This window comes from Paenarthrobacter aurescens (assembly GCF_025421775.1).
Classification (GTDB): Bacteria; Actinomycetota; Actinomycetes; order Actinomycetales; family Micrococcaceae; genus Arthrobacter; species Arthrobacter aurescens_B.
Map to the genome: position 1 here is coordinate 511,943 of NZ_JAOEFX010000002.1, position 19,345 is coordinate 531,287.

The window sequence follows — 19,345 nt, forward strand, 5'->3', positions numbered from 1 at the left end:
TCCCATACGGCGTGGCCTACGGAATTATGGGTTCATGACGCCAACACCGGACGCCAAATCCCGCTCTGACCGCCAAATTGCCGAAGACATCCCCTACGGGGTGCGAATTGCTGCTGCCTGGTCGTGGCGGGCAGGACTGATCTTGCTCATGATCGGCGCCTTGGTCTGGCTGCTGGGCAAGGTCAGCTTCCTCATCATCCCGGTCATGGTGGCTGCCCTTCTGGCCGGCCTGCTGTATCCGGTGGTGGCCTGGCTCCGCGGCCGCAAGGTGCCTAACGGGGCTGCCGTCGCCATCACTGTGGTGGCCTTCATCGGCGTCATCGCCGGCGCGCTCGCCCTGGTGGGAAGGCAGCTTGCCTCCGGCTTCGGCGAGCTCTGGCAGGAGGCCTTGGCCGGAATCCAACAGATCCAGACGTGGTTGGCAGATGGTCCCCTCCACCTGACGGCAGATCAAATCGACCAGTACATTGCCGATGGCGCGAACGCGCTGCAAAACAACAGCAGCAGCATCCTCAGTGGCGCCTTGTCCTTTGGCAGCACCGCCGGACACTTTGCCGCGGGACTCGTCCTGGCGCTCTTCATCCTCATCTTCTTCCTGCTCGAGGGCAGCCGCATTTGGGCCTTCCTGGTCCGTCTCCTGCCCAAGACTGCGCGCAAGGCCACTGACGGCGCAGGGCGTCGTGGGTGGACGTCCATGGTCAGCTACGTGCGTATCCAGATGTTCGTGGCGTTCGTGGATGCTGTGGGCATTGGTGTGGGCGCTGCCATCATCCAGGTTCCCCTGGCACTTCCCTTGGCAGTCCTGGTGTTCATCGGCTCCTTCATCCCGGTAGTGGGTGCCCTTGTTACAGGAGCCATTGCGGTGCTTCTTGCGCTGGTATCCAACGGGCCCATCAACGCGCTCATCATGCTGGCAATCGTTCTGCTGGTCCAGCAGCTTGAAAGCCACATCCTGCAGCCGCTGGTGATGGGCAAGGCCGTGTCGCTGCACCCCGTAGCCGTGATCCTCTCGGTGGCCGCGGGCTCCTACCTCGCAGGCATCCCGGGAGCGCTGTTCGCGGTCCCGTTGCTCGCCGTAGTAAATACGGCGGTTCGGTACATTGCCGGGCGGACGTGGGAACATGATGAAGGATTGGGCGGTTTGGAGCTTCAACCGGCTACCGCTTCTGCGGGACCGGCCGGAGACGCCAACTTCAAGGAGGTTCACCTCCCCAAGCCCGAATCCCGCCTCGGAAGAGGCATCGCAGGCAAGAACAAGGCCGCAGGTCGCCCCTCTGCTGAGGACCCTGCCGCCGACACCACCAAAGGAGAATAGTCAGTGAATACCCTCGAAACCCTGCCCGTCACGCTGGACGATGTCCTTAAGGCGCAGGAGCTGCTCGAGGGCATTATTACCAAGACTCCGGTGGAGACGTCCCGCGCGCTGGGTCACCTCGTAGGCGGCAACGTCTTTTTCAAGTGCGAGAATCTGCAGCGCGCAGGCTCCTTCAAGGTCCGCGGCGCCTACGTGCGCATGGCCCGGCTGACCGAAGATGAGAAGAAGCGGGGCGTAGTGGCGGCCTCGGCCGGCAACCACGCCCAAGGCGTGGCTGTCGCTGCAAAGAGCCTGGGCATCAACGCCCGAATCTACATGCCCCTTGGAGTGGCGCTGCCGAAGCTAGCCGCCACCCGCAGCCACGGCGCCGAAGTCATCCTGCACGGCCACAACGTAGATGAGGCGCTGGCTGAAGCGCAGCGCTACGCCAACGAGACCGGTGCAGTGTTTGTACACCCCTTCGACAACGTAGACGTCGTTGCCGGACAGGGGACCATCGGGTTGGAGATCCTGGACCAGATCCCCAATGTTGACACTATCCTCATGGGCGTCGGCGGTGGCGGTTTGTTGGCAGGCGTCGCTGTGGCCATCAAGGCCCGGGCCAAGGAACTGGGCCGCGAGATCCGGGTCATTGGTGTCCAGGCGGAGAACGCCGCTGCCTACCCGCCCTCCTTGGCGGCGGATGCGTTGGTGCCCTTGAAGAAGGTGTCAACCATGGCCGACGGAATCGCGGTGGGACGGCCCGGACAGCTGCCCTTCAGCATCATTCGCGAGCTCGTGGACGATGTTGTTACGGTCAGCGAAGACTCGCTTGCAAGGGCGCTGATCTTCCTCCTCGAGCGGGCCAAGATGGTCGTGGAGCCCGCCGGCGCCGTGGGAGTAGCCGCGCTGATGGATGGCAAGATCGAAAACCCGGGGAACACCGCCGTCGTGCTTTCCGGCGGCAACATCGATCCCATGCTCATGCTGAAAGTCATCCAGCGGGGTCTTTCGGCCGCAGGCCGGTTCATGACCGTCCGCATGATGCTCGACGACAGGCCCGGTTCCTTGGCAACGATCGCGCGGATCATCGCCGAAAACGATGCCAACGTCACCGGCCTGGACCACACCCGCCTGGGTGGCTCCATCAGCATGGGCGACGTCTCCATCACCATCAACCTGGAAACCAAGGGCCACGAACACGGCGAACAGGTTCTCGGTGCACTGCGTGCCGAGGGCTTCCAGCCCATAGTGGTGCACTGACGGGAGGAGCACCCATGGTGCTGGGAATGCCTGAAGGATCCAAAGAAGCGGACCGGGAGTCGCTGGCCGGCCGGGCGAAGGGTGGCCTGCTCTTCATGGGCGGCTTCGTCGTCCTGCTGTATGTCATCGAGATTCTCAACACGCTGATGCGCCACGGCTTGAACTCCACCTTTGGCCTGCGATCCCGTTCCATGGACGGTGTGCTGGACATCCTGACGTTCCCGCTGTTGCACGCGAACTTCAACCACTTGCTCTCCAACACGCTGCCGCTGATCATCTTCGGCTTCCTGGTGTTCCTGTCCGGCCTCCGGGTGTTCATCACAGCGTTGGCCTTCAGCTGGCTCGGATCCGGGCTCGCTGTGTGGCTGATCGGCGGGGGAGGGGTGACGGTAGGGGCGTCCGGGCTGGTGTTCGGATTCTTCGCGTTCTTGCTGGTCCGTGGTTTCTTCAACCGGAACTGGTGGCAGATCCTGCTCTCCGTGGTGCTGTTCATGGCCTACGGCAGCATCCTCTTCGGCGTGCTGCCCACGGTGATGGGCTACGTGTCCTGGCAGGCGCACCTCGGCGGAGCCGTAGGCGGCGTCGTGGCGGCGCTCCTGTTACGTCCCAAGTCCACGCCCGCCGCCCTCTGACCCAAGTAAGTCGCAGTTCAGGTCGTTCCCAGCGCTGGGAACCACCTGATCTGCGACCCGGTTGGGTGCCCACACGAAAACGCCGGCCCGCCCCGCGAAGGGGTGGGCCGGCGTCGTGTACTTCGGGCCGGTGAGCCGCTGATTAGGCAACGTAGGGCTTGGCGGAGACGATCTCCACCGGGATTTCCTTGCCGTTGGGGGCGACGTAGCTCAGGCTGTCGCCTTCCTTGTGGCCGATGATGGCGGCACCCAGGGGCGACTTTTCGCTGAAGACGTCCAGATCGGAATCACCGGCGATTTCGCGTGAGCCCAGCAGGAACGTCTCTTCATCGCCGGCGATGCGGGCAACAACCAGCATGCCGGGCTCAACGATTCCGTCATCTGCAGGTGCTTCGCCAACCTGGGCGTCGCGCAGGAGTGCGGTGAGCTGGCGGATGCGGGCCTCGATCTTGCCCTGCTCTTCCTTGGCTGCGTGGTAGCCGCCGTTTTCCTTCAGGTCGCCTTCCTGGCGGGCAGCTTCGATCTTCTGGACGATTTCCGCCCGGCCAGCGCCGGAAAGGTGGTCCAGCTCAGCCTGCAAGCGATCGAAAGCTTCCTGGGTAAGCCAAGCCGCAGTGGCGCTATTGGTGGTAGACACGGATTTCTCCTCTAGATCTGACAATGCAAAAGACCCCGCCGAGATGGCCACTAGTGGAACTCAGTAACCAACTTAACGGGGTGAAGGTTTCATCCATTGTAGTAAATCCTTTGGACGAACCCAAACCGGTTGAGTCGTGGGTCACATGATTGTTATTTACCGCTGTCCACGATCCAGCAACTATCCACAACGCCTGAGACGGCCGGTGACTCGGTACGCAGGACAGTGCGCTGGACGGTGGTGCTGCCGCCGTCGGCACTCGCCTCGGGCTGGTTGGCCCCGATTTCCACAACCTTCCAGCCGACCACCGCGAACTTGGAGTCCATGGCCTTGATGGCGCATTTCGCGGTGGCTCCGGGATACTTGGTGACCTGGTAATCCACCTCAGCCTGGGTGCCGTCCACGGTGCTGTACCCAATGTCCTTGAAGGTGACAGGGGCTTGAGCGGATCCGGTTGCGACATAGGCGGCGAACCCAATCCCGATGACCAGGGCGCCGATGACGATGTTCCGCTTGGTTTTGCGGGCCATGGCGCGCTTTTGACCGCCGTAGCGATTGGCTAGGCTGGTGCTTGCCGGTACTTGGGTGGCCGATAGGTCCTCTGAAGTCACCCGTCCAGTTTAGTGCCGATCCCGGCGCCCCATCACCGCCCCACAAGCTTGATACACGAAAGAGGAGCCGTCACGTGACAGCGTCCAGCAGTTCCGACCAGCAGCTGCGGCTGCTCGCCGTCCACGCCCACCCGGATGATGAGTCCAGCAAAGGTGCGGCAACCATGGCAATGTACGCCGCCGCGGGAGTAGACGTGATGGTCGCTACGTGCACTGATGGCTCACGCGGTGACATCCAGAACCCGGCCATGGAAGACGCACCCCACCCCAAACGGGATATGGCCGGTGCCCGACGCCTCGAGATGGCGAACGCGGCCGCTGTGCTGGGTATCAAGCAGCGTTGGCTGGGTTTTGTGGACTCCGGTCTTCCAGAGGGCGATCCCCTCCCGCCGTTGCCCCCGGGGTGCTTTGCACTGCTGCCGCTGGAGCGCGCCACGGCGCCCTTGGTCCGGCTCGTCCGCGCTTTCAAACCGCACGTGATCCTCAGCTATGACGAAAACGGCGGCTATCCGCACCCCGACCACATCATGGCCCACAAGGTGGCGGTGGAAGCCTTTGAAGCCGCCGGCGACCCGGACCGCTACCCGGGCATGGGGGAGCCGTGGGCTCCGAGCAAGCTCTACTATGACCGTGCCTTCAGTCCCGAACGGTTCCGGGCCCTGCACTTCGCGCTGGAGGAAGCCGGACTGCAGTCTCCCTACGCCGAGCGCCTTGCGGCATGGTTGGAGGCTGATGCCGAGGGCCACGCTCCGGTCCCTCCGGGTCACCAGACCACCACCCAGGTGGATTGCGGCGACTTCTTCGAGGCGAGGGACGATGCACTCCGGGCGCACCGCACGCAGATCGACCCCCTCGGCTTCTTCTTCGCCGTATCGCCGGATCTGCAGCGGACTGCATGGCCTTGGGAGGACTACACCTTGGTCAAGTCCAGGGTTCCTTCCGAGCTGCCGGAAAAGGACCTCTTCGCAGGGATAAGATAGGAACGCCGGTAGTTTCTATCGCTTGTAGAAATTGCCGTGTGGCCAACCAGCTTCCGGCTACGCTGCCTGGCGGCATGCATCAGCTCCCATAGAAGGTTTGAACGTGCACCACTTGATTCTCGCCCTGACCGTCACCCCGTCGCCCAACCCCTCGGGCACGCTGCGGCCCGGCCTGTCCGAGGACCAGGTGACGCCTGGTACGTGGGGCTTCGTCCTCACGGCCTTCATCGTCATCCTGACCACCTTCCTGATTGTGGACATGGTTCGCCGTATCCGTCGCGTCCGGTACCGGGCACAGGTGGAGGAAGCCCGCCTGGCTGCCGAGGCAGGAGAGCCTGCGGAGGCCGGTTCCCCGGCAGACGCTTCCACACCGGATGAGAGCGGCGATGCCGGTCCCCGGACCCGCTGAAACCACCGGTAACGGTTCGCCCGGGGCACGTAACGCCCTGGGCTCGGAACCTTCTGCCTATTTGCGGCAGCATGCGGACAATCCCGTCCACTGGCGTCCGTTCGGCGACGAAGCTTTTGCTTTCGCCGCCCAACGTGACGTCCCGGTTTTCCTCTCCATCGGATACGCGGCATGCCACTGGTGCCACGTCATGGCCCATGAGTCCTTTGAGGACCAGGAAACCGCCGACTACCTGAACGCCCACTTTGTTCCGGTCAAGGTTGACCGCGAAGAACGCCCGGACGTTGACTCCGTGTACATGGCCGCAACCCAGGCCATCAGCGGCGAAGGCGGCTGGCCGATGTCTGTCTTCCTGACCCCGGACGGACTCGCCTTCCATGCGGGAACCTACTTCCCGCCGGTGCCCCTTCCCGGCCGGCCTTCCTTCCGCAACATCCTTGAGGCGGTCCACGAGGCGTGGGTTGAGCGGCGCGATGGCGTGGAGCAGAACGCCAGGGGGCTGGCAGCCAATATGGCCGACGCGCAGTTGGCCGGGGCGATCAGGCTGGACGGACCTCCCGAGCTGCTTGATGCCAACCTGCTATCGGAAGCGGTAGGACTTCTTGCCCGCTCAGAGGACCCCGACGCCGGCGGGTTTGGCGGCGCTCCCAAGTTTCCGCCGTCGGCGGTTCTTGAGTTCCTCATCCGGCACGCAGCCGCTCCTTCCGACACCGCTGATGCCGCCAGAGACATGACTGGACGAGCGTTGGCGGGCATGGCGCGCTCGGCCCTGCGCGACCAGCTCGACGGCGGATTCGCCCGCTACTCGGTGACGGCAGACTGGTCTGTCCCGCACTTCGAGAAAATGCTGTACGACAATGCGCAGCTGCTCCGGGTCTACGCGCACTGGGTGCGGCTTGGCGGCAATGAGGTTTTCACGGCCAGTGAAGCTGCCGCTGTGGCCTCGAAATGCGCGGACTGGATGCTTGACTCGCTGCGCCTTCCGGACGGTGGCCTGGCTTCCTCGCTGGACGCCGACACCGTGGTGGGTGGCGTGCACCATGAAGGCGCTACCTACCTGTGGACCAAGGAATCACTGGTGGACGCCTTGGGACCGGGCGATGCCGAAGCCGTGGCAGGAATCATGAACATCGGCCCGCAAGGGACCGTTTCGGAGCTTGGCTCCCCGCTGCACCCTGCTCGTAAGCTGACCCAGGCGGAAGCCACGCTCTGGGAGCGAGCCCGTCCGGCGCTTCTTGCCGCCCGCAACCTCCGGAACCAACCTGCCAGGGACAACAAAGTTGTAGCCGGGTGGAACGGCCTGGCTGTGGCCGCCCTTGCAGAGGCGGGCGCCATTCTGGATCGTCCGGAGTTGGTGGCAGCGGCGGAAGCCGTCGCCGGGTACCTTGCCAATGTCCACTGGGACAGCGGTTCTCAGGTTCTGGTCCGCGTCTCGCACGACTCGCGGCCCCGCGGAATCGGTGGCCTCCTGGAGGACTACGCGTTCTGCGCCGACGGCTGCCTGGCCCTGTACGCAGTGACGGGAACCAAGCGCTGGTATCGCCTTGCGGAGGAGCTGCTGCTCGCCGCGTGTTCACGGTTCGTGGACAACGGACAACTTGCCGACTCGACGGGGGAGTCCGCCCAGGTGTTCAACGCACAGGGCCAGCACGCGGTGCTGGACCCCTTCGACAACGCCGCACCCAGTGGTGCCGCCGGATTTGCCGGTGCCCTGTTGTCATACGCCGCGTACTCCGGATCCCACGAGCACCGACTCATGGCAGGCAATATCCTGGGGTTGCTCCCGCCCCTCGCCACGCAGGCACCACGTGTTGCCGGATGGCTGCTGGCCACCGCGCAAGCCGCCCTGGCCGGACCGGTAGAGGCCGCCGTCGCAGGCCCGGATTCGCCGCTGAGGAGTGAACTTCACGGAGCCCTGTTGACGTCGCCCAGCCCGGGACTGGTGGTCGCCCTGCAGACGGACGACGCCGGGTCCCCGGCCGGGGATTCTGAGGTTCCGCTGCTGCTTCACCGGTCCGGGACGCCGGACGGTTCCCCGCAGGTCTATCTATGCCGGGACATGGTGTGTGAGAGGCCGTTGGGGGATGTGGCTGCGGTCCGGTCCCGGTTGGCCGCGATGGCGATGGGTGATCCTTAGCCGGAGCTGATGGCCGGGTACAGCTAGCTGAGCACTGCCATCATGATCGCCACGAAGTGGGCCGCGAAAGCCAGCACCGTAAAGGCGTGAAAAAGCTCGTGGAACCCAAAGTGTTGGACGCTGAAGTTCGGCTTCTTGAGGGCGTAGAACACCGCGCCGGCGATGTACAGGGCGCCACCCACGCAAATGAGTATCGCGGCAGGGGCGTTGGCGGCAAAGAACTGCGGTAGGTAGAACAACGCTCCGCAGCCTAACGCTATGTAGACAGGCACATACAGCCAACGCGGAGCGTGGGTCCACAGGATCCGGAAGAGCACGCCAACGATCGCTCCGGACCAAACAAGCCACAACAGGGTGACAGCCTGGGATCGTTCCAGCAATGACCATGCCAAGGGTGTGTAGCTCCCGGCGATGACCAGCATGATGTTCGTGTGGTCCAACCGTTTGAGCAACATGCGCACCTTGGGCGACCAGTTTCCCCGGTGGTACACGGCGCTGACGCCAAACAGGAGAAAGCCGGTCAAAGCGTAGATCGCGGAGGTGATTTTGCGATCCTCGGTGGGGGCAACTGTTACCAGGACAATGCCTGCAGCGAGTGCGAAAGGAGCCGCTACAGCGTGGATCCATCCGCGCCAGAGGGGCTTGGTTTCAAGGAGCTCTGCCATGGTTTAACAGTAACTTACGTTCCGGTAAGTTACCTGAGGGTAACAAGTGGTTGATGCTTTTTGACTGGCTTCTGCACCGGCTCGCCAGCTTGGGAAGGTAGCCTTGGATGTGCGCCGTCGTCGTACAAGCAAGGAAGTCAGGTGAGAGTCCGGTGGAGCTGCCCGGTTTCCTCTATGGCTTCTACGAGCGCAAACTCCTGCGCTCCCTCAAGCAGGACCAGATCCCGAGGCATATCGGTGTCATGGTGGATGGCAACCGGCGGTGGGCCCGCCAATTCAACGCCCCCACCAGTCAGGGACACCAGGCCGGCGCAGACAAAATCCACGAATTTCTCGGCTGGTGCCAGGAGCTCGGCGTCAAAGTAGTGACGCTCTACATGCTCTCCACGGACAACATGAACCGCTCCGGTGAAGAGCTGGACCTGCTCATGGGCATCATCGCCAACACCATGGACCGCCTGGACGAGGACGCGGACGTTTCCGTTCATGCCATGGGCGCCCCCGAACTCCTCCCGGATTATCTGGCCGAACGGCTCAACAAACTGACGGCCCGTACGCCTGTCCACGAAAAGATCCACGTCAACGTTGCGGTGGGATACGGCGGCCGCCGCGAAATCGTCGACGCCGTTCGGGAACTCCTGCACGACGCCGTCGCCAAGGGACGCAACATGTCCGACGTCGCAGATGAACTTTCGGTGGACGACATCTCCCGGTTCCTTTACACCCGCGGCCAGCCTGATCCTGACCTGGTCATCCGCACCTCCGGCGAGCAGCGGCTCTCGGGTTTCCTGATGTGGCAAAGCGCCTACAGCGAGTTTTACTTCTGCGAAGCCCTGTGGCCCGCGTTCCGCAAGGTCGACTTCCTGCGGGCGCTCAGGGACTACGCCGGACGTCAACGCCGGTACGGAACCTAGGGTGCGGTCCGGTTCACCAAAATTTAACGATCCGGACATGCGACTTGCCGACCGCGGATTGCGGAAATGAATGTGCCGGGGATTACGTTAATCACATCAGCAGGCAAAACCGCCCGCTGATCGGGGAGGCCAGTACATGGAGCGAACTATCGCACCAGTTACATGGGAGGCCACGCCCGGCCTTCCGGCCGAGCCGCTTCACCATTAGGCCGGGCGATCTGCCCGGGGCTGGAGTCGATGTGGCTATTTCTGAGCAACTGCCCGCAATGGTTTCCGACGGGGAAAGTGCAGCTACCTCTCGCACCAAGCGGGTCTCACAAAAAGCGCGGACCGCACCGTCTGCGACAGGCCGCAGCTACGTGATCGATACGTCCGTCCTGCTATCCGATCCACACGCCCTATTGCGCTTCGCCGAACACGAGGTCATCGTTCCCATCGTGGTCATCAGCGAACTGGAAGGAAAACGGCACGATCCCGAACTGGGCTACTTCGCTCGAAAAGCATTGCGACTCCTCGACGACCTGAGGATCGAACATGGGGGACTGGACCACTCCATTCCCCTCGGCAATGACGGCGGAATGCTCCGGGTGGAAATGAACCACATCTCCCCGGAAGTGCTGCCAGCAGGATTCCGTGGAGGCGACAACGACAGCCGCATCCTGGCAGTGGCCAAGAACCTGGCCAACGAAGGCCACAACGTCACCGTCGTTTCCAAGGACCTCCCCATGCGCGTCAAGGCGTCCGCCATGGGACTGCAGGCTGACGAATACCGCAATGAACTCGTCAAGGACTCCGGCTGGACGGGCATGGCCGAAGTGGAAGCCAACGACGACGAAATCACCACCCTTTACGGGCACGAACCAGTCTTCATCCCCGCAGCCGCCGAACTACCCGTCAACACCGGGCTGGTCCTTCTCTCGAACCGGGGCTCCGCCTTGGGCCGGGTGGGCGCCGACAAGCAGGTCCGGCTCGTGAAAGGTGACCGCGACGTCTTCGGACTCCACGGCCGCTCAGCCGAGCAGCGGCTCGCCATCGACATGCTCATGGACCCAGCTGTCGGCATTGTCTCCATCGGCGGACGGGCCGGCACGGGCAAGTCCGCACTGGCACTCTGCGCTGGCCTTGAAGCCGTCCTGGAGCGGCGGGAACACCGCAAGGTAGTGGTCTTCCGACCCCTGTACGCCGTGGGCGGCCAGGAACTCGGCTACCTCCCGGGATCCGAATCCGAAAAAATGAACCCCTGGGCGCAAGCCGTGTTCGACACCTTGGGCGCCTTGGTGAGCCAGGAAGTCGTTGAGGAAGTCATGGATCGGGGCATGCTCGAAGTCCTGCCACTGACCCACATCCGCGGACGTTCCCTGCACGACGCCTTCGTGATCGTGGACGAAGCACAGTCACTCGAGAAGAACGTCCTCCTGACCGTCATGAGCCGCATCGGACAAAACTCAAAGATCGTCCTCACCCACGACGTCGCCCAGCGCGACAACCTCCGGGTAGGGCGGCACGACGGCGTTGCTGCCGTCGTCGAGACGCTCAAGGGACACCCGCTGTTCGGGCACATCACGCTGACCCGTTCTGAGCGGTCACCGATTGCAGCGCTGGTGACGGAATTGCTCGAAGGGGCTGAGATCTAGGCTGCGTTTGCTGCACGGTGGTCACCACCGCGCGGCCACGGCCTCCCGCCGTCGCTTAGACACAACGCAAAAGGACCCCGAAGGTCGCTGGGCGACCTTCGGGGTCCGATGCGTTGCGATGCGCTCCTTTCCGGGAGACCACAGCCGCGCTATTGCCTGAGAGCCGTCAGAGCTTCAGGTACGTTCTCAGTTCTTCGTGGCCTTGGACTTGGAGGGTCCAGTCCGGGCGTTTGAAGGTGGTTGGGGTGAGGCGGACTTTTTGGACTTCCTCGACTCTCTTGTCCCAGCCGTGACGGAAGATGCCGTTGGGCTCATAACCGAGGCTGGTGGAGACGCCCAGCGACTGTTGATTCCATGAGGCGGCCTCGGACTCGGCTACTTCGGCACCCAGGTAATCAAAGGCATAGCTGACGACGGCGGCACGCATCTCCTTGCCGAACCCCTGCCCTTGGGCGGACTGCTTGAGCCAGGAGCCAGTGCCTACTGTTTTCAAAGTGTTGAAGTTCTTGGCGACGATGTCCTGGACGCCGAGGAACTCGTTGTCATTCCAGACCGCCAGGAGGAGGGTCCAGGATTCCTTGGTGAAGTTGGCGCGGCAGCGCCAGTACCACTGGGCCATATTGGGAGCGAGTTCATCGTCCGGGAGCTCGGTCCACGGGGTGCTGAACGGGCTCTTGCCGGGCTCGTGGACACCGGAACGTGCCGCGGCGACGGCGGCCGGGATATCGTCGTCGAAAACTGGACGGATGCTCAACCTCGGGGTGGTGAGGGTGAGTCCGAACGGGGGCCAGATGTCTGCCAGCGATGTCATCGCCGTAGCTTAGCCCGGCAGGGAAAACCACGCGAGTCACATCGCAGCGAGGCTCCCGGGCCACCGTCTTCGTCCACCAGGCTCGCCGGGGTTGGCTCCCGGCGCGGGGCGCTCTTCAGGCTGCCGGGCCGATGTCCCACGGGATGTGGCGGCGTACGTCCGTGAGGTTCATGGACTCAGCCAGGAAAAGGTCGTCCAGCATGTACTCGTCCACGGCCAGGATCTTCAGCCAATGTCCCTTTCCGGAAGAGTCCCCGTCCAGGCTTTGACTGGCAACGCAAACCCCTGTGCCGGCGTCGATCCTGATCAACGTTCGTCCGGTGTGGGCCAAAGGCTCGGCAGGATCCGAGGGAACATAGGTCCTGCTGCGGGTCACGATGGTTTCCAACGCGAGGCGGCCCTCGTGGTCCACTTCCCGGGGTTGTTCCAGGAATACGGGGTTTGTGTCCGGAAATTCAAGGGGAACCGGCGCGTTACCGGCCAGTTCCACGGGATCGAGGGCGGCGGCAAGGCGGCCGTTGCCGAAGGAGGGCTCACCGTAGGCGGCCTCCGGTCGCCGCCTGACCAAGCCGGCGTCGTCGTAAACGGGTGTCACCAGGTGGGCCGGGAGCAACCATGAGCGGCGTGTTGAAGACACGTACAGATCATCCCGGGAGTCGTTGATGCCCGTGGTGCTGTGCAGCAATTGGCCGTCCGGTGTTTCCAGGCGAAGTGCGCCCGGCCGCCTCAGCCACGCGCGGACCATGGTGGCGCCCGTCCCGGGCCGTTCCAGGTATTCGAAGCGGAGGCTCGTCCATTTCCACGGCGAAGAACGGCAAAGATTCCGGAATGTGGAGGACAAGTCGAAACCCGGTCCTCCTGCGCTGTAGCTCCCCATATCCACAGTTTACCCAGCCATTCAAGCGGGCCCTGCGGCCAAAGCGGGATAGCATCCGAGAGTGATCCGACGCCTCTCCGACCTCTGGGACGCCATCCCGCTGGGCTTCTGGCTGGTGATGGCCGCGTGCCTGTACTTCGTGGTGATGGCTGTTCGGCTCACGGTGATCGACGTGCGGAGCCACCTGTTGCCCAACCGCATTGTGTTTCCGTCCTACGCCGTGACCGGGGTGTTGTTGCTGGCGGCATCGCTCCTGACATTCTTCGCTGACGCAGGTTCGGACCGCCACCTTACTGCTGATCTATTCGCTGTGCCCGGACTCCGGGTCCTCGCGGGCGGCGCTGTGCTGTGGCTCTTCTACTTCGTGCTGAGGCTCATCCACCCGCCCGGCATGGGCTTTGGTGACGTCAAGCTGGCGGGTGTGCTGGGCCTATACCTGGGCTACCTGGGGTGGAGCCACGTGTTCGCGGGCACGTTCGCCGCTTTCATACTGGGCGGTCTGTGGAGCCTGGCCATCCTGGTATCACGCCGCGGTACCCTGCGATCGGCCATTCCTTTTGGTCCGTTCATGCTTGCAGGCGCGGCAGCTGCCATGGTGCTGATACCCGCATGACGCTTCCCCCCGGGCCAACTGCGGCCGAACTGCAACCGTCCCCGCATTTTCGCGTTCACCGTGCTGAGGCATGCTTAGCCCAGTGAGTGTTTGGATGTGCTGGGAGGCGGCAGGAGGTGCTGTGGGACGGATCAGGTTGAGGTTCTTGTTGGGGGCCTCCCTTTCCTGTGCCCTACTGCTGACCGGATGCGGGCAGGCCATCAACAGTCCTGACCAAGCGGCCCTGTCCAGCAGCCAGCCGGGTACTACGCATCAGCCCGGCCCTACCGAACAGCCCTACCCCACGCGGGGGCCGGAAACTCCCTGCGAAGGAGGACCGTTGGGCTGTGCCGAGTTCACGTCCGCGCGGGGAACCGACGCCACGGGAGACGTGGCCTGGCTCGGAACGGAACCGCTGGAGATCAGTTCGTCGCAGGTGAATGGTGACTGGATCTTGTACGTTACGACACCATGCAACTGGCTGCAGGTGACAGTTTCGGTAGGCGATGATGTCCTGACGCCGCTTTGGAGGGTCGCCACTGACAAAGGCTGCGAGGGGTCAACCGCCAGCTATCAGGCCTGGACAGAGGAGCTCTTTGAGCAGCCCGTGCAGTGGAAGCTCGACGGCGACACCCTCACCTTGAAGAACTCACATGCCACCATCGAATTGAAGGAAAGCTAACACCATGGGTGCACCAGAGTTCGTGCTGAAATTGCGGGAAAAGATCGGCAACGATCCCCTCTGGCTGCCGGCCGTGCGGGGAGTGGTCTTTGACGACGAAGGCAGGGTGTTGTTGGGCCAGCGTGCCGACAACGGTCACTGGGCACTGATCACCGGCATGCTGGAACCGGGGGAGCATCCAGCACCGGGACTCGTGCGGGAAATCTTCGAGGAAACGGCGGTGGTGGCCGAGACTGAGCGGATCATCGGCGTCGGGGTCGTAGGCCCGGTGACCTTCCCGAATGGCGACATTTGCGACTTTCTGGACATCACGTTCCGTTGCCGATACGTGTCCGGTGAAGCCCGGGTCAACGATGACGAATCACTGGCAGTGGGGTGGTTTGCACTCGACGAGCTTCCGGAGATGAGCGCCGGAAACCTCGAAGCCATCAGGCTTGCCACGGAGCCCGAAGGCCCCGTGGCGTACCAAGTGGAGGACTAGCGTTACCGATGTCCCGCATCGGCTGTGGGGCGATCCTTGTCGACGCCATCCGAAGCTTCAAGTTCCGCTTCCAAGCGCGCAGTCTCGAGTCGCTCGGCCTCGAGCCTGTCAGCTTCGGCGCCGCCGACAGCCTCGCCGCGCGCCACCATTCCTGCAGTGTCGGAGAGAGGGATCTGCTTGAGCGTGATGGCCAGGATCAGAGCGATGGCAATGAATGGCACCAGGTACCAGAACACGGGCGCCAGAGAGTTGGCGTAAGCGTTGACGATCGCGTCCCGCAACTGCTCAGGGAGCTGTGACAATGCCTGCGGATCCAACGTGCTGGTGGACTGCGAAGCTTGCTCGGCAGAAGCGCCGGCGCCGGTGAATGCCTCGGTCAACGATTCGGACAAGCGGTTGGTGAAGATCGCACCGAAGACGGCGACGCCCAGCGACGCACCTACCTCACGGAAGTAGTTGTTGGTGCTGGTGGCCGTGCCGATCTGGTCAGCCGGAACAGAGTTCTGAACAACCAGGACGATGACCTGCATGATGAGGCCCAGTCCTGCGCCGAAGATGAAGAGCTGGACACAGATCACCCAGATGGGCGTGGACGCTGCGAGAGTGGTCAGCCACAACATCGCTGCGATGGTCAGGGCCGCACCGAGGATGGGGTACATCTTGTACTTGCCGGTCTTGGAAATGCGGATACCGGAGTAGATGGACGTGCCCATCAGGCCCACCATCATGGGGAGCATCAGCAGGCCCGACTCAGCCGCCGAGGTGCCCGAGGACATCTGCAGGAACGTCGGGACAAAAGCGATGGCAGCGAACATGCCCAGGCCCAAGGTGAAGCCGATAGCCGTTGCGTTGATGAAGATGGGGTTCTTGAACAGGCTCAGGGGAATGATGGGATCCTCGGCCCGGCGTTCAACCATCACAAAGGCGAAGGCAGCCAGGACCATGCCGGCGCCAAACGCCCAGGTAAGCGGCGAGTCCCAGCCCTCGTCCTTCTTGCCACCGAAGTCGGTGAAGAAGATGAGGCAGGTGGTCGCAGCCGAGAGGAAAAGGACACCCAGGATGTCGATCTTCTTTTCGGCCTTCTTGTTGGGCAGGGTCAGAGTAAACCAGGCGGTGATAAACGCCGCGATGCCGATGGGGATGTTGATGTAGAAAGCCCACTCCCACGTGAGGTGGTCCACGAAGAACCCGCCCAACAGCGGTCCGGCCACAGCGGAGAGACCGAAGATGGCGCCCAGCGGGCCCATGTACTTGCCGCGTTCCTTGGCCGGGACGATGTCCGCGATGATGGCCTGCGAGAGGATCATGAGGCCACCGCCGCCCAGGCCCTGGATGGCACGGAAGATGACGAAGCCCCAGAAATCGGTGGCGAAGGCGCAGCCCACGGACGCGAGGGTGAACAGGGCAATGGCAATGAGGAACAGGTTGCGACGCCCCAGGATGTCACCAAACTTGCCGTAGATGGGCATCACGATGGTGGTGGCAAGGAGGTAGGCGGTGGTGATCCAGGCCTGGTGCTCCACCCCGCCGAGCTTGCCCACGATGGTGGGCATGGCGGTGGACACGATGGTCTGGTCGAGGCTGGACAGGAGCATGCCTGCGATCAGCGCCGAGAAGATGATCCAGATGCGTTTCTGGGTCAGCAACAGCGGTTCTGCTGCCTTCGAGAGTGTACTCATGCGGGGTCCTTCGAGGTTTCAAGGGGGTTGGGGCCCAGCTGCTGGTTCGTGGCCAACGGCTGGGCGAAGAGTTTCCGTGCGGCGTTGAGGTTCTGTTGGAGGATCCCGCGGTACGGGCGGGTGTTCTCCTCCGAGAAGAATTGCTGGGCGGTCTTCTTGGAGACCGCCCCGAACAACGCCGTTGCAGTTATGACTTCGGGATGCTCAGGATCCAGCCCTTCGCGGGCGGCCACCAGGGCAGCGAATTGTCGTTCACGGGCCTCCCCTTCCAGCGTCAGGCGTGCCAGCAGTTGTGGTTCGGCCGTGATGGCAGCGATGAACTGTTGGACCTCGGTACGGCTGATGGATGAACGCTCCATCAGGGTCACGGTGAGCACATGGAGAGCTGCGAGAAGCGTTCCGGAGATGCTGTCCGGCATGCGCGAAGGGTTCTGGTTGAACGACTCCAAGGCGTCTGTGGGCAACTCATCCGAGAAGGAACCGATCACGGCGTCTTCTTTGGAATGGAAGTAGTTGAAGAAGGTTCGGCGCGAAATCCCCGCCGCTTCGCAGACTTCCTCAACCGTGAAACCGCTGAGGCCATGCTCAGCGGTCATGGAACGCGCGACGGCGGTAATCGCCGTCCGCGTGGCAGCCCGCTTGCGCTCGCGGAGGCCGCCGTCGATATTTGCACTATTGCTCACAAAGTAAAGTTTTGCACTCTAAGCTACAAAGTGCAAAAAGAGTCAGAAGTTTTTGTACAGCAGATGCCCTTAAGGGAGGGTCTTAGGGGCGTCTGCTGTACAAAAACTCCGGGGTACGACGACGGCCGGCACCTTTCGTACGAAAGGTACCGGCCGTCGTCGTGCTGCTGAGTTTTAGACCAGGATTCAGGCCTTGTGGGCGGGGGACGTCATGGTGGTGACGTCCAATGCCTTGTCGAGCTCTGCCTCAGTGACCTTGCCTTCGCCCTCGCCGACGAAGCCGAGCTTCTCGGTGGCCTGGCGGATGGTCAGGCCCTCCTTGACGGCGATCTTGGCGATCTTGGCGGCGTTTTCGTACCCGATGAACTTGTTCAGCGGGGTGACGATGGACGGGGAAGCCTCGGCCAGGAAGCGGGCACGCTCCACGTTGGCGGTGATGCCATCGATCATCTTGTCGGCCATGACGCGGCTGGTGTTGGCCAGCAGGCGGATGGACTCAAGAAGGTTGGCGGCCATGACGGGGATGCCGACGTTCAGTTCGAAGGCGCCGTTGGTGCCGGACCAAGCGATGGCGGTGTCGTTGCCGATGACCTGGGCGCAGACCATGATGGACGCTTCGCAGATGACCGGGTTGACCTTGCCCGGCATGATCGAGGAGCCCGGCTGGAGGTCCGGGATGGCGATTTCGCCGAGGCCCGTGTTGGGGCCGGAGCCCATCCAACGGAGGTCGTTGTTGATCTTCATGAAGGAGATCGCAATGTTGCGGAGCTGGCTGGAGCCCTCGATGAGGCCGTCGCGGTTCGCCTGTGCTTCGAAGTGGTCGCGGGCCTCGGTCAGGGGCAGGCCGGTGTCGGCTGCGAGCAGTTCGATGACGCGCTCCGGGAAGCCGGCCGGGGTGTTGATGCCGGTGCCGACGGCGGTGCCGCCCAGCGGAACTTCGGCAACGCGGGGAAGTGCTGCGTTGATGCGCTCGATGCCGTACCGGACCTGCGCTGCGTAGCCGCCGAACTCCTGGCCCAACATTACGGGCGTGGCGTCCATGAGGTGCGTACGGCCGGACTTGACGACGTCCTTGAATTCGACAGCCTTGCGGTCCAGGGATGCTGCCAGGTACTCGAGGGCCGGGATCAGGTCGTTGATCAGGGCAGACGTGGCGGCAACATGGACAGACGTCGGGAAGACGTCGTTGGAGGACTGTGAAGCGTTCACGTGGTCATTCGGGTGGACAACTTTGTCGCTCCCGGCGGCCGCGAGTGCGCGCGATGCGAGCTCGGCGATGACCTCGTTGGTGTTCATGTTGGAGGATGTGCCCGAGCCGGTCTGGAAGACGTCAATCGGGAAGTCGCCGTCGTACTTGCCGGCAGCAACCTCATCGGCAGCCGAAGCGATTGCCTTGGCGAGCTCTTCATCGAGCACCCCCAGTTCGGCGTTCGCCAGGGCAGCAGCCTTCTTGACGCGGGCAAGGGCCTCGATGTGGGTGCGCTCAAGCGTCTTGCCGGAGATCGGGAAGTTCTCCACAGCACGCTGCGTCTGGGCGCGGTACAGGGCGTTCACGGGGACGCGAACTTCGCCCATCGTGTCATGTTCAATACGGAACTCAGTGGTGGAAGTCATGGGGCTAGCTTAGGGCGATTGGACGCCGCACAGAAAACCCGGAGGGGAGTGCTACGTGCTCCGGCGCCGGGGCCGGAGCACGTGCTCCTAGAGCTTGCCGATCCCGGAAACAAGGTCCGCGCGGCCCTCATCCAGCTTGTAGGAAAGACCAACAACTGCCACCCGGCCGTCGTCGATAGCGTCGGAAATCACACGCGAGCTGTCGGCCAGCCGGGCAGCTGTCTGCTTGACGTGCTCCACCACCATGTCGTTGACGTCCTCCTGGCTGTTGCGCTTGGCCGTCAGGACGGACGGCGTGATGCGCTCCACGAGGTCCCGGATGAAGCCCGGAGGCATCTCACCCGTTTCCACGGCGGCCTTGGTGGCCTTCACGGCGCCACAGCTGTCATGGCCCAGGATGACGATCAGGGGAACGCGGAGTTCACTGATGCTGTATTCGAGGGAACCGAGGACTGCATCATCAATGACCTGGCCCGCAGTGCGGACCACGAAGGCGTCGCCAAGACCGAGGTCGAAGATGATTTCTGCAGCGAGCCTGGAATCCGAGCAGCCGAAGATCACGGCAAACGGATTCTGGTTCTCAATGAGGGAGGATCGTCGCGAAGCATCCTGGTTGGGGTGCAGGGATTCGCCGGAAACAAAACGTTCGTTGCCCTCGCGGAGACGGCGCCACGCCAGGGCTGGAGTCAGGTAAGTAGGCACGAGCCTTACTTTACGACGCCGACGCGGCCGGACGTGAAACTGTTGCGC

At 63.1% G+C, this 19,345-nt stretch carries 20 protein-coding genes; 11 read left to right on the forward strand and 9 right to left on the reverse strand.

What is annotated here, in order from left to right; all coding sequences use genetic code 11:
* Positions 1-34: 34 nt before the first annotated feature.
* From N7568_RS05680 to N7568_RS05690, 3 genes are read left to right on the forward strand one after another with little or no spacing between them, the layout of a single operon-like run.
* Positions 35-1,315 (forward strand): AI-2E family transporter, encoded by a 1,281-nt coding sequence (locus N7568_RS05680; protein ID WP_261608915.1) that lies wholly within the window; start codon positions 35-37, stop codon positions 1,313-1,315.
* Positions 1,316-1,318: 3 nt separating this feature from the next.
* Complete coding sequence (gene ilvA / locus N7568_RS05685; protein WP_261608916.1) at positions 1,319-2,557, forward strand: threonine ammonia-lyase; 1,239 nt, start codon at positions 1,319-1,321, stop codon at positions 2,555-2,557.
* Between the two features lie 14 nt (positions 2,558-2,571).
* Positions 2,572-3,189 carry a rhomboid family intramembrane serine protease gene (locus N7568_RS05690; protein ID WP_261608917.1) on the forward strand — a complete coding sequence of 206 codons (618 nt, stop codon included), beginning with the start codon at positions 2,572-2,574 and terminating at the stop codon, positions 3,187-3,189.
* Between the two features lie 142 nt (positions 3,190-3,331).
* Here N7568_RS05690 and greA read toward each other — a convergent pair whose 3' ends face one another.
* Complete coding sequence (gene greA, locus N7568_RS05695; protein WP_026542824.1) at positions 3,332-3,826, reverse strand: transcription elongation factor GreA; 495 nt, start codon at positions 3,824-3,826, stop codon at positions 3,332-3,334.
* 152 nt (positions 3,827-3,978) lie between these two features.
* Entirely contained in the window at positions 3,979-4,437 is a 459-nt protein-coding gene (locus N7568_RS05700; RefSeq protein ID WP_261608918.1) for a DUF4307 domain-containing protein, read from the reverse strand.
* 74 nt (positions 4,438-4,511) lie between these two features.
* Here N7568_RS05700 and mca point away from each other — a divergent pair, with 74 nt between their 5' ends.
* The 3 genes from mca (at position 4,512) to N7568_RS05715 (ending at position 7,963) form a co-directional block, all read left to right on the forward strand.
* On the forward strand, positions 4,512-5,417 hold the full coding sequence (mca, locus tag N7568_RS05705) for a mycothiol conjugate amidase Mca (RefSeq protein WP_261608919.1): 906 nt from the start codon (positions 4,512-4,514) through the stop codon (positions 5,415-5,417).
* A gap of 103 nt (positions 5,418-5,520) precedes the next feature.
* Positions 5,521-5,826, forward strand: coding sequence for a hypothetical protein (locus tag N7568_RS05710; protein ID WP_261608920.1), 306 nt, complete (start codon positions 5,521-5,523; stop codon positions 5,824-5,826).
* A complete protein-coding gene (locus tag N7568_RS05715) occupies positions 5,804-7,963 on the forward strand; it encodes a thioredoxin domain-containing protein (protein WP_261608921.1) in 2,160 nt (719 codons plus the stop codon). The genes N7568_RS05710 and N7568_RS05715 overlap by 23 nt, the downstream gene beginning before the upstream one ends.
* A 23-nt stretch (positions 7,964-7,986) precedes the next feature.
* On the opposite strand, the gene trhA is transcribed toward N7568_RS05715, so the two are convergent.
* Positions 7,987-8,628 carry a PAQR family membrane homeostasis protein TrhA gene (gene trhA, locus N7568_RS05720; RefSeq protein WP_261608922.1) on the reverse strand — a complete coding sequence of 214 codons (642 nt, stop codon included), beginning with the start codon at positions 8,626-8,628 and terminating at the stop codon, positions 7,987-7,989.
* Positions 8,629-8,735: 107 nt separating this feature from the next.
* On the opposite strand from trhA, the gene N7568_RS05725 reads away from it, so the two are divergent.
* A complete protein-coding gene (locus tag N7568_RS05725) occupies positions 8,736-9,542 on the forward strand; it encodes an isoprenyl transferase (protein ID WP_261608923.1) in 807 nt (268 codons plus the stop codon).
* A gap of 239 nt (positions 9,543-9,781) precedes the next feature.
* Positions 9,782-11,176: a PhoH family protein gene (locus N7568_RS05730; RefSeq protein ID WP_439898961.1), complete on the forward strand. Its 1,395-nt coding sequence runs from the start codon at positions 9,782-9,784 to the stop codon at positions 11,174-11,176.
* Positions 11,177-11,342: 166 nt separating this feature from the next.
* On the opposite strand, the gene N7568_RS05735 is transcribed toward N7568_RS05730, so the two are convergent.
* Both N7568_RS05735 and N7568_RS05740 read right to left on the reverse strand, forming a co-directional pair.
* Positions 11,343-11,987, reverse strand: a complete 645-nt coding sequence (locus tag N7568_RS05735; protein WP_261608925.1) for a GNAT family N-acetyltransferase — start codon at positions 11,985-11,987, stop codon at positions 11,343-11,345.
* A gap of 115 nt (positions 11,988-12,102) precedes the next feature.
* On the reverse strand, positions 12,103-12,864 hold the full coding sequence (locus tag N7568_RS05740; RefSeq protein WP_261608926.1) for a hypothetical protein: 762 nt from the start codon (positions 12,862-12,864) through the stop codon (positions 12,103-12,105).
* A gap of 61 nt (positions 12,865-12,925) precedes the next feature.
* Here N7568_RS05740 and N7568_RS05745 point away from each other — a divergent pair, with 61 nt between their 5' ends.
* The 3 genes from N7568_RS05745 to N7568_RS05755 all read left to right on the forward strand — a co-directional run bounded on the left by N7568_RS05745 (position 12,926) and on the right by N7568_RS05755 (position 14,619).
* Positions 12,926-13,477, forward strand: coding sequence for a prepilin peptidase (locus N7568_RS05745; RefSeq protein ID WP_261608927.1), 552 nt, complete (start codon positions 12,926-12,928; stop codon positions 13,475-13,477).
* A 121-nt stretch (positions 13,478-13,598) separates the two neighbouring features.
* A complete protein-coding gene (locus tag N7568_RS05750) occupies positions 13,599-14,138 on the forward strand; it encodes an META domain-containing protein (RefSeq protein WP_261608928.1) in 540 nt (179 codons plus the stop codon).
* A gap of 4 nt (positions 14,139-14,142) precedes the next feature.
* On the forward strand, positions 14,143-14,619 hold the full coding sequence (locus N7568_RS05755; protein ID WP_261608929.1) for an NUDIX hydrolase: 477 nt from the start codon (positions 14,143-14,145) through the stop codon (positions 14,617-14,619).
* 2 nt (positions 14,620-14,621) lie between these two features.
* Here the strand turns inward: N7568_RS05755 and N7568_RS05760 are convergent, their stop codons facing one another.
* The 4 genes from N7568_RS05760 to N7568_RS05775 form a co-directional block, all read right to left on the reverse strand.
* On the reverse strand, positions 14,622-16,298 hold the full coding sequence (locus tag N7568_RS05760) for an MDR family MFS transporter (RefSeq protein ID WP_261608930.1): 1,677 nt from the start codon (positions 16,296-16,298) through the stop codon (positions 14,622-14,624).
* On the reverse strand, positions 16,295-16,981 hold the full coding sequence (locus N7568_RS05765) for a TetR/AcrR family transcriptional regulator (protein ID WP_261608931.1): 687 nt from the start codon (positions 16,979-16,981) through the stop codon (positions 16,295-16,297). Before N7568_RS05765 ends, N7568_RS05760 begins: the two co-directional genes overlap by 4 nt.
* A gap of 186 nt (positions 16,982-17,167) precedes the next feature.
* Complete coding sequence (locus N7568_RS05770; protein ID WP_261608932.1) at positions 17,168-18,595, reverse strand: class II fumarate hydratase; 1,428 nt, start codon at positions 18,593-18,595, stop codon at positions 17,168-17,170.
* An 87-nt stretch (positions 18,596-18,682) separates the two neighbouring features.
* Positions 18,683-19,297 carry a carbonic anhydrase gene (locus N7568_RS05775; protein WP_261608933.1) on the reverse strand — a complete coding sequence of 205 codons (615 nt, stop codon included), beginning with the start codon at positions 19,295-19,297 and terminating at the stop codon, positions 18,683-18,685.
* Positions 19,298-19,345 lie beyond the last annotated feature (48 nt).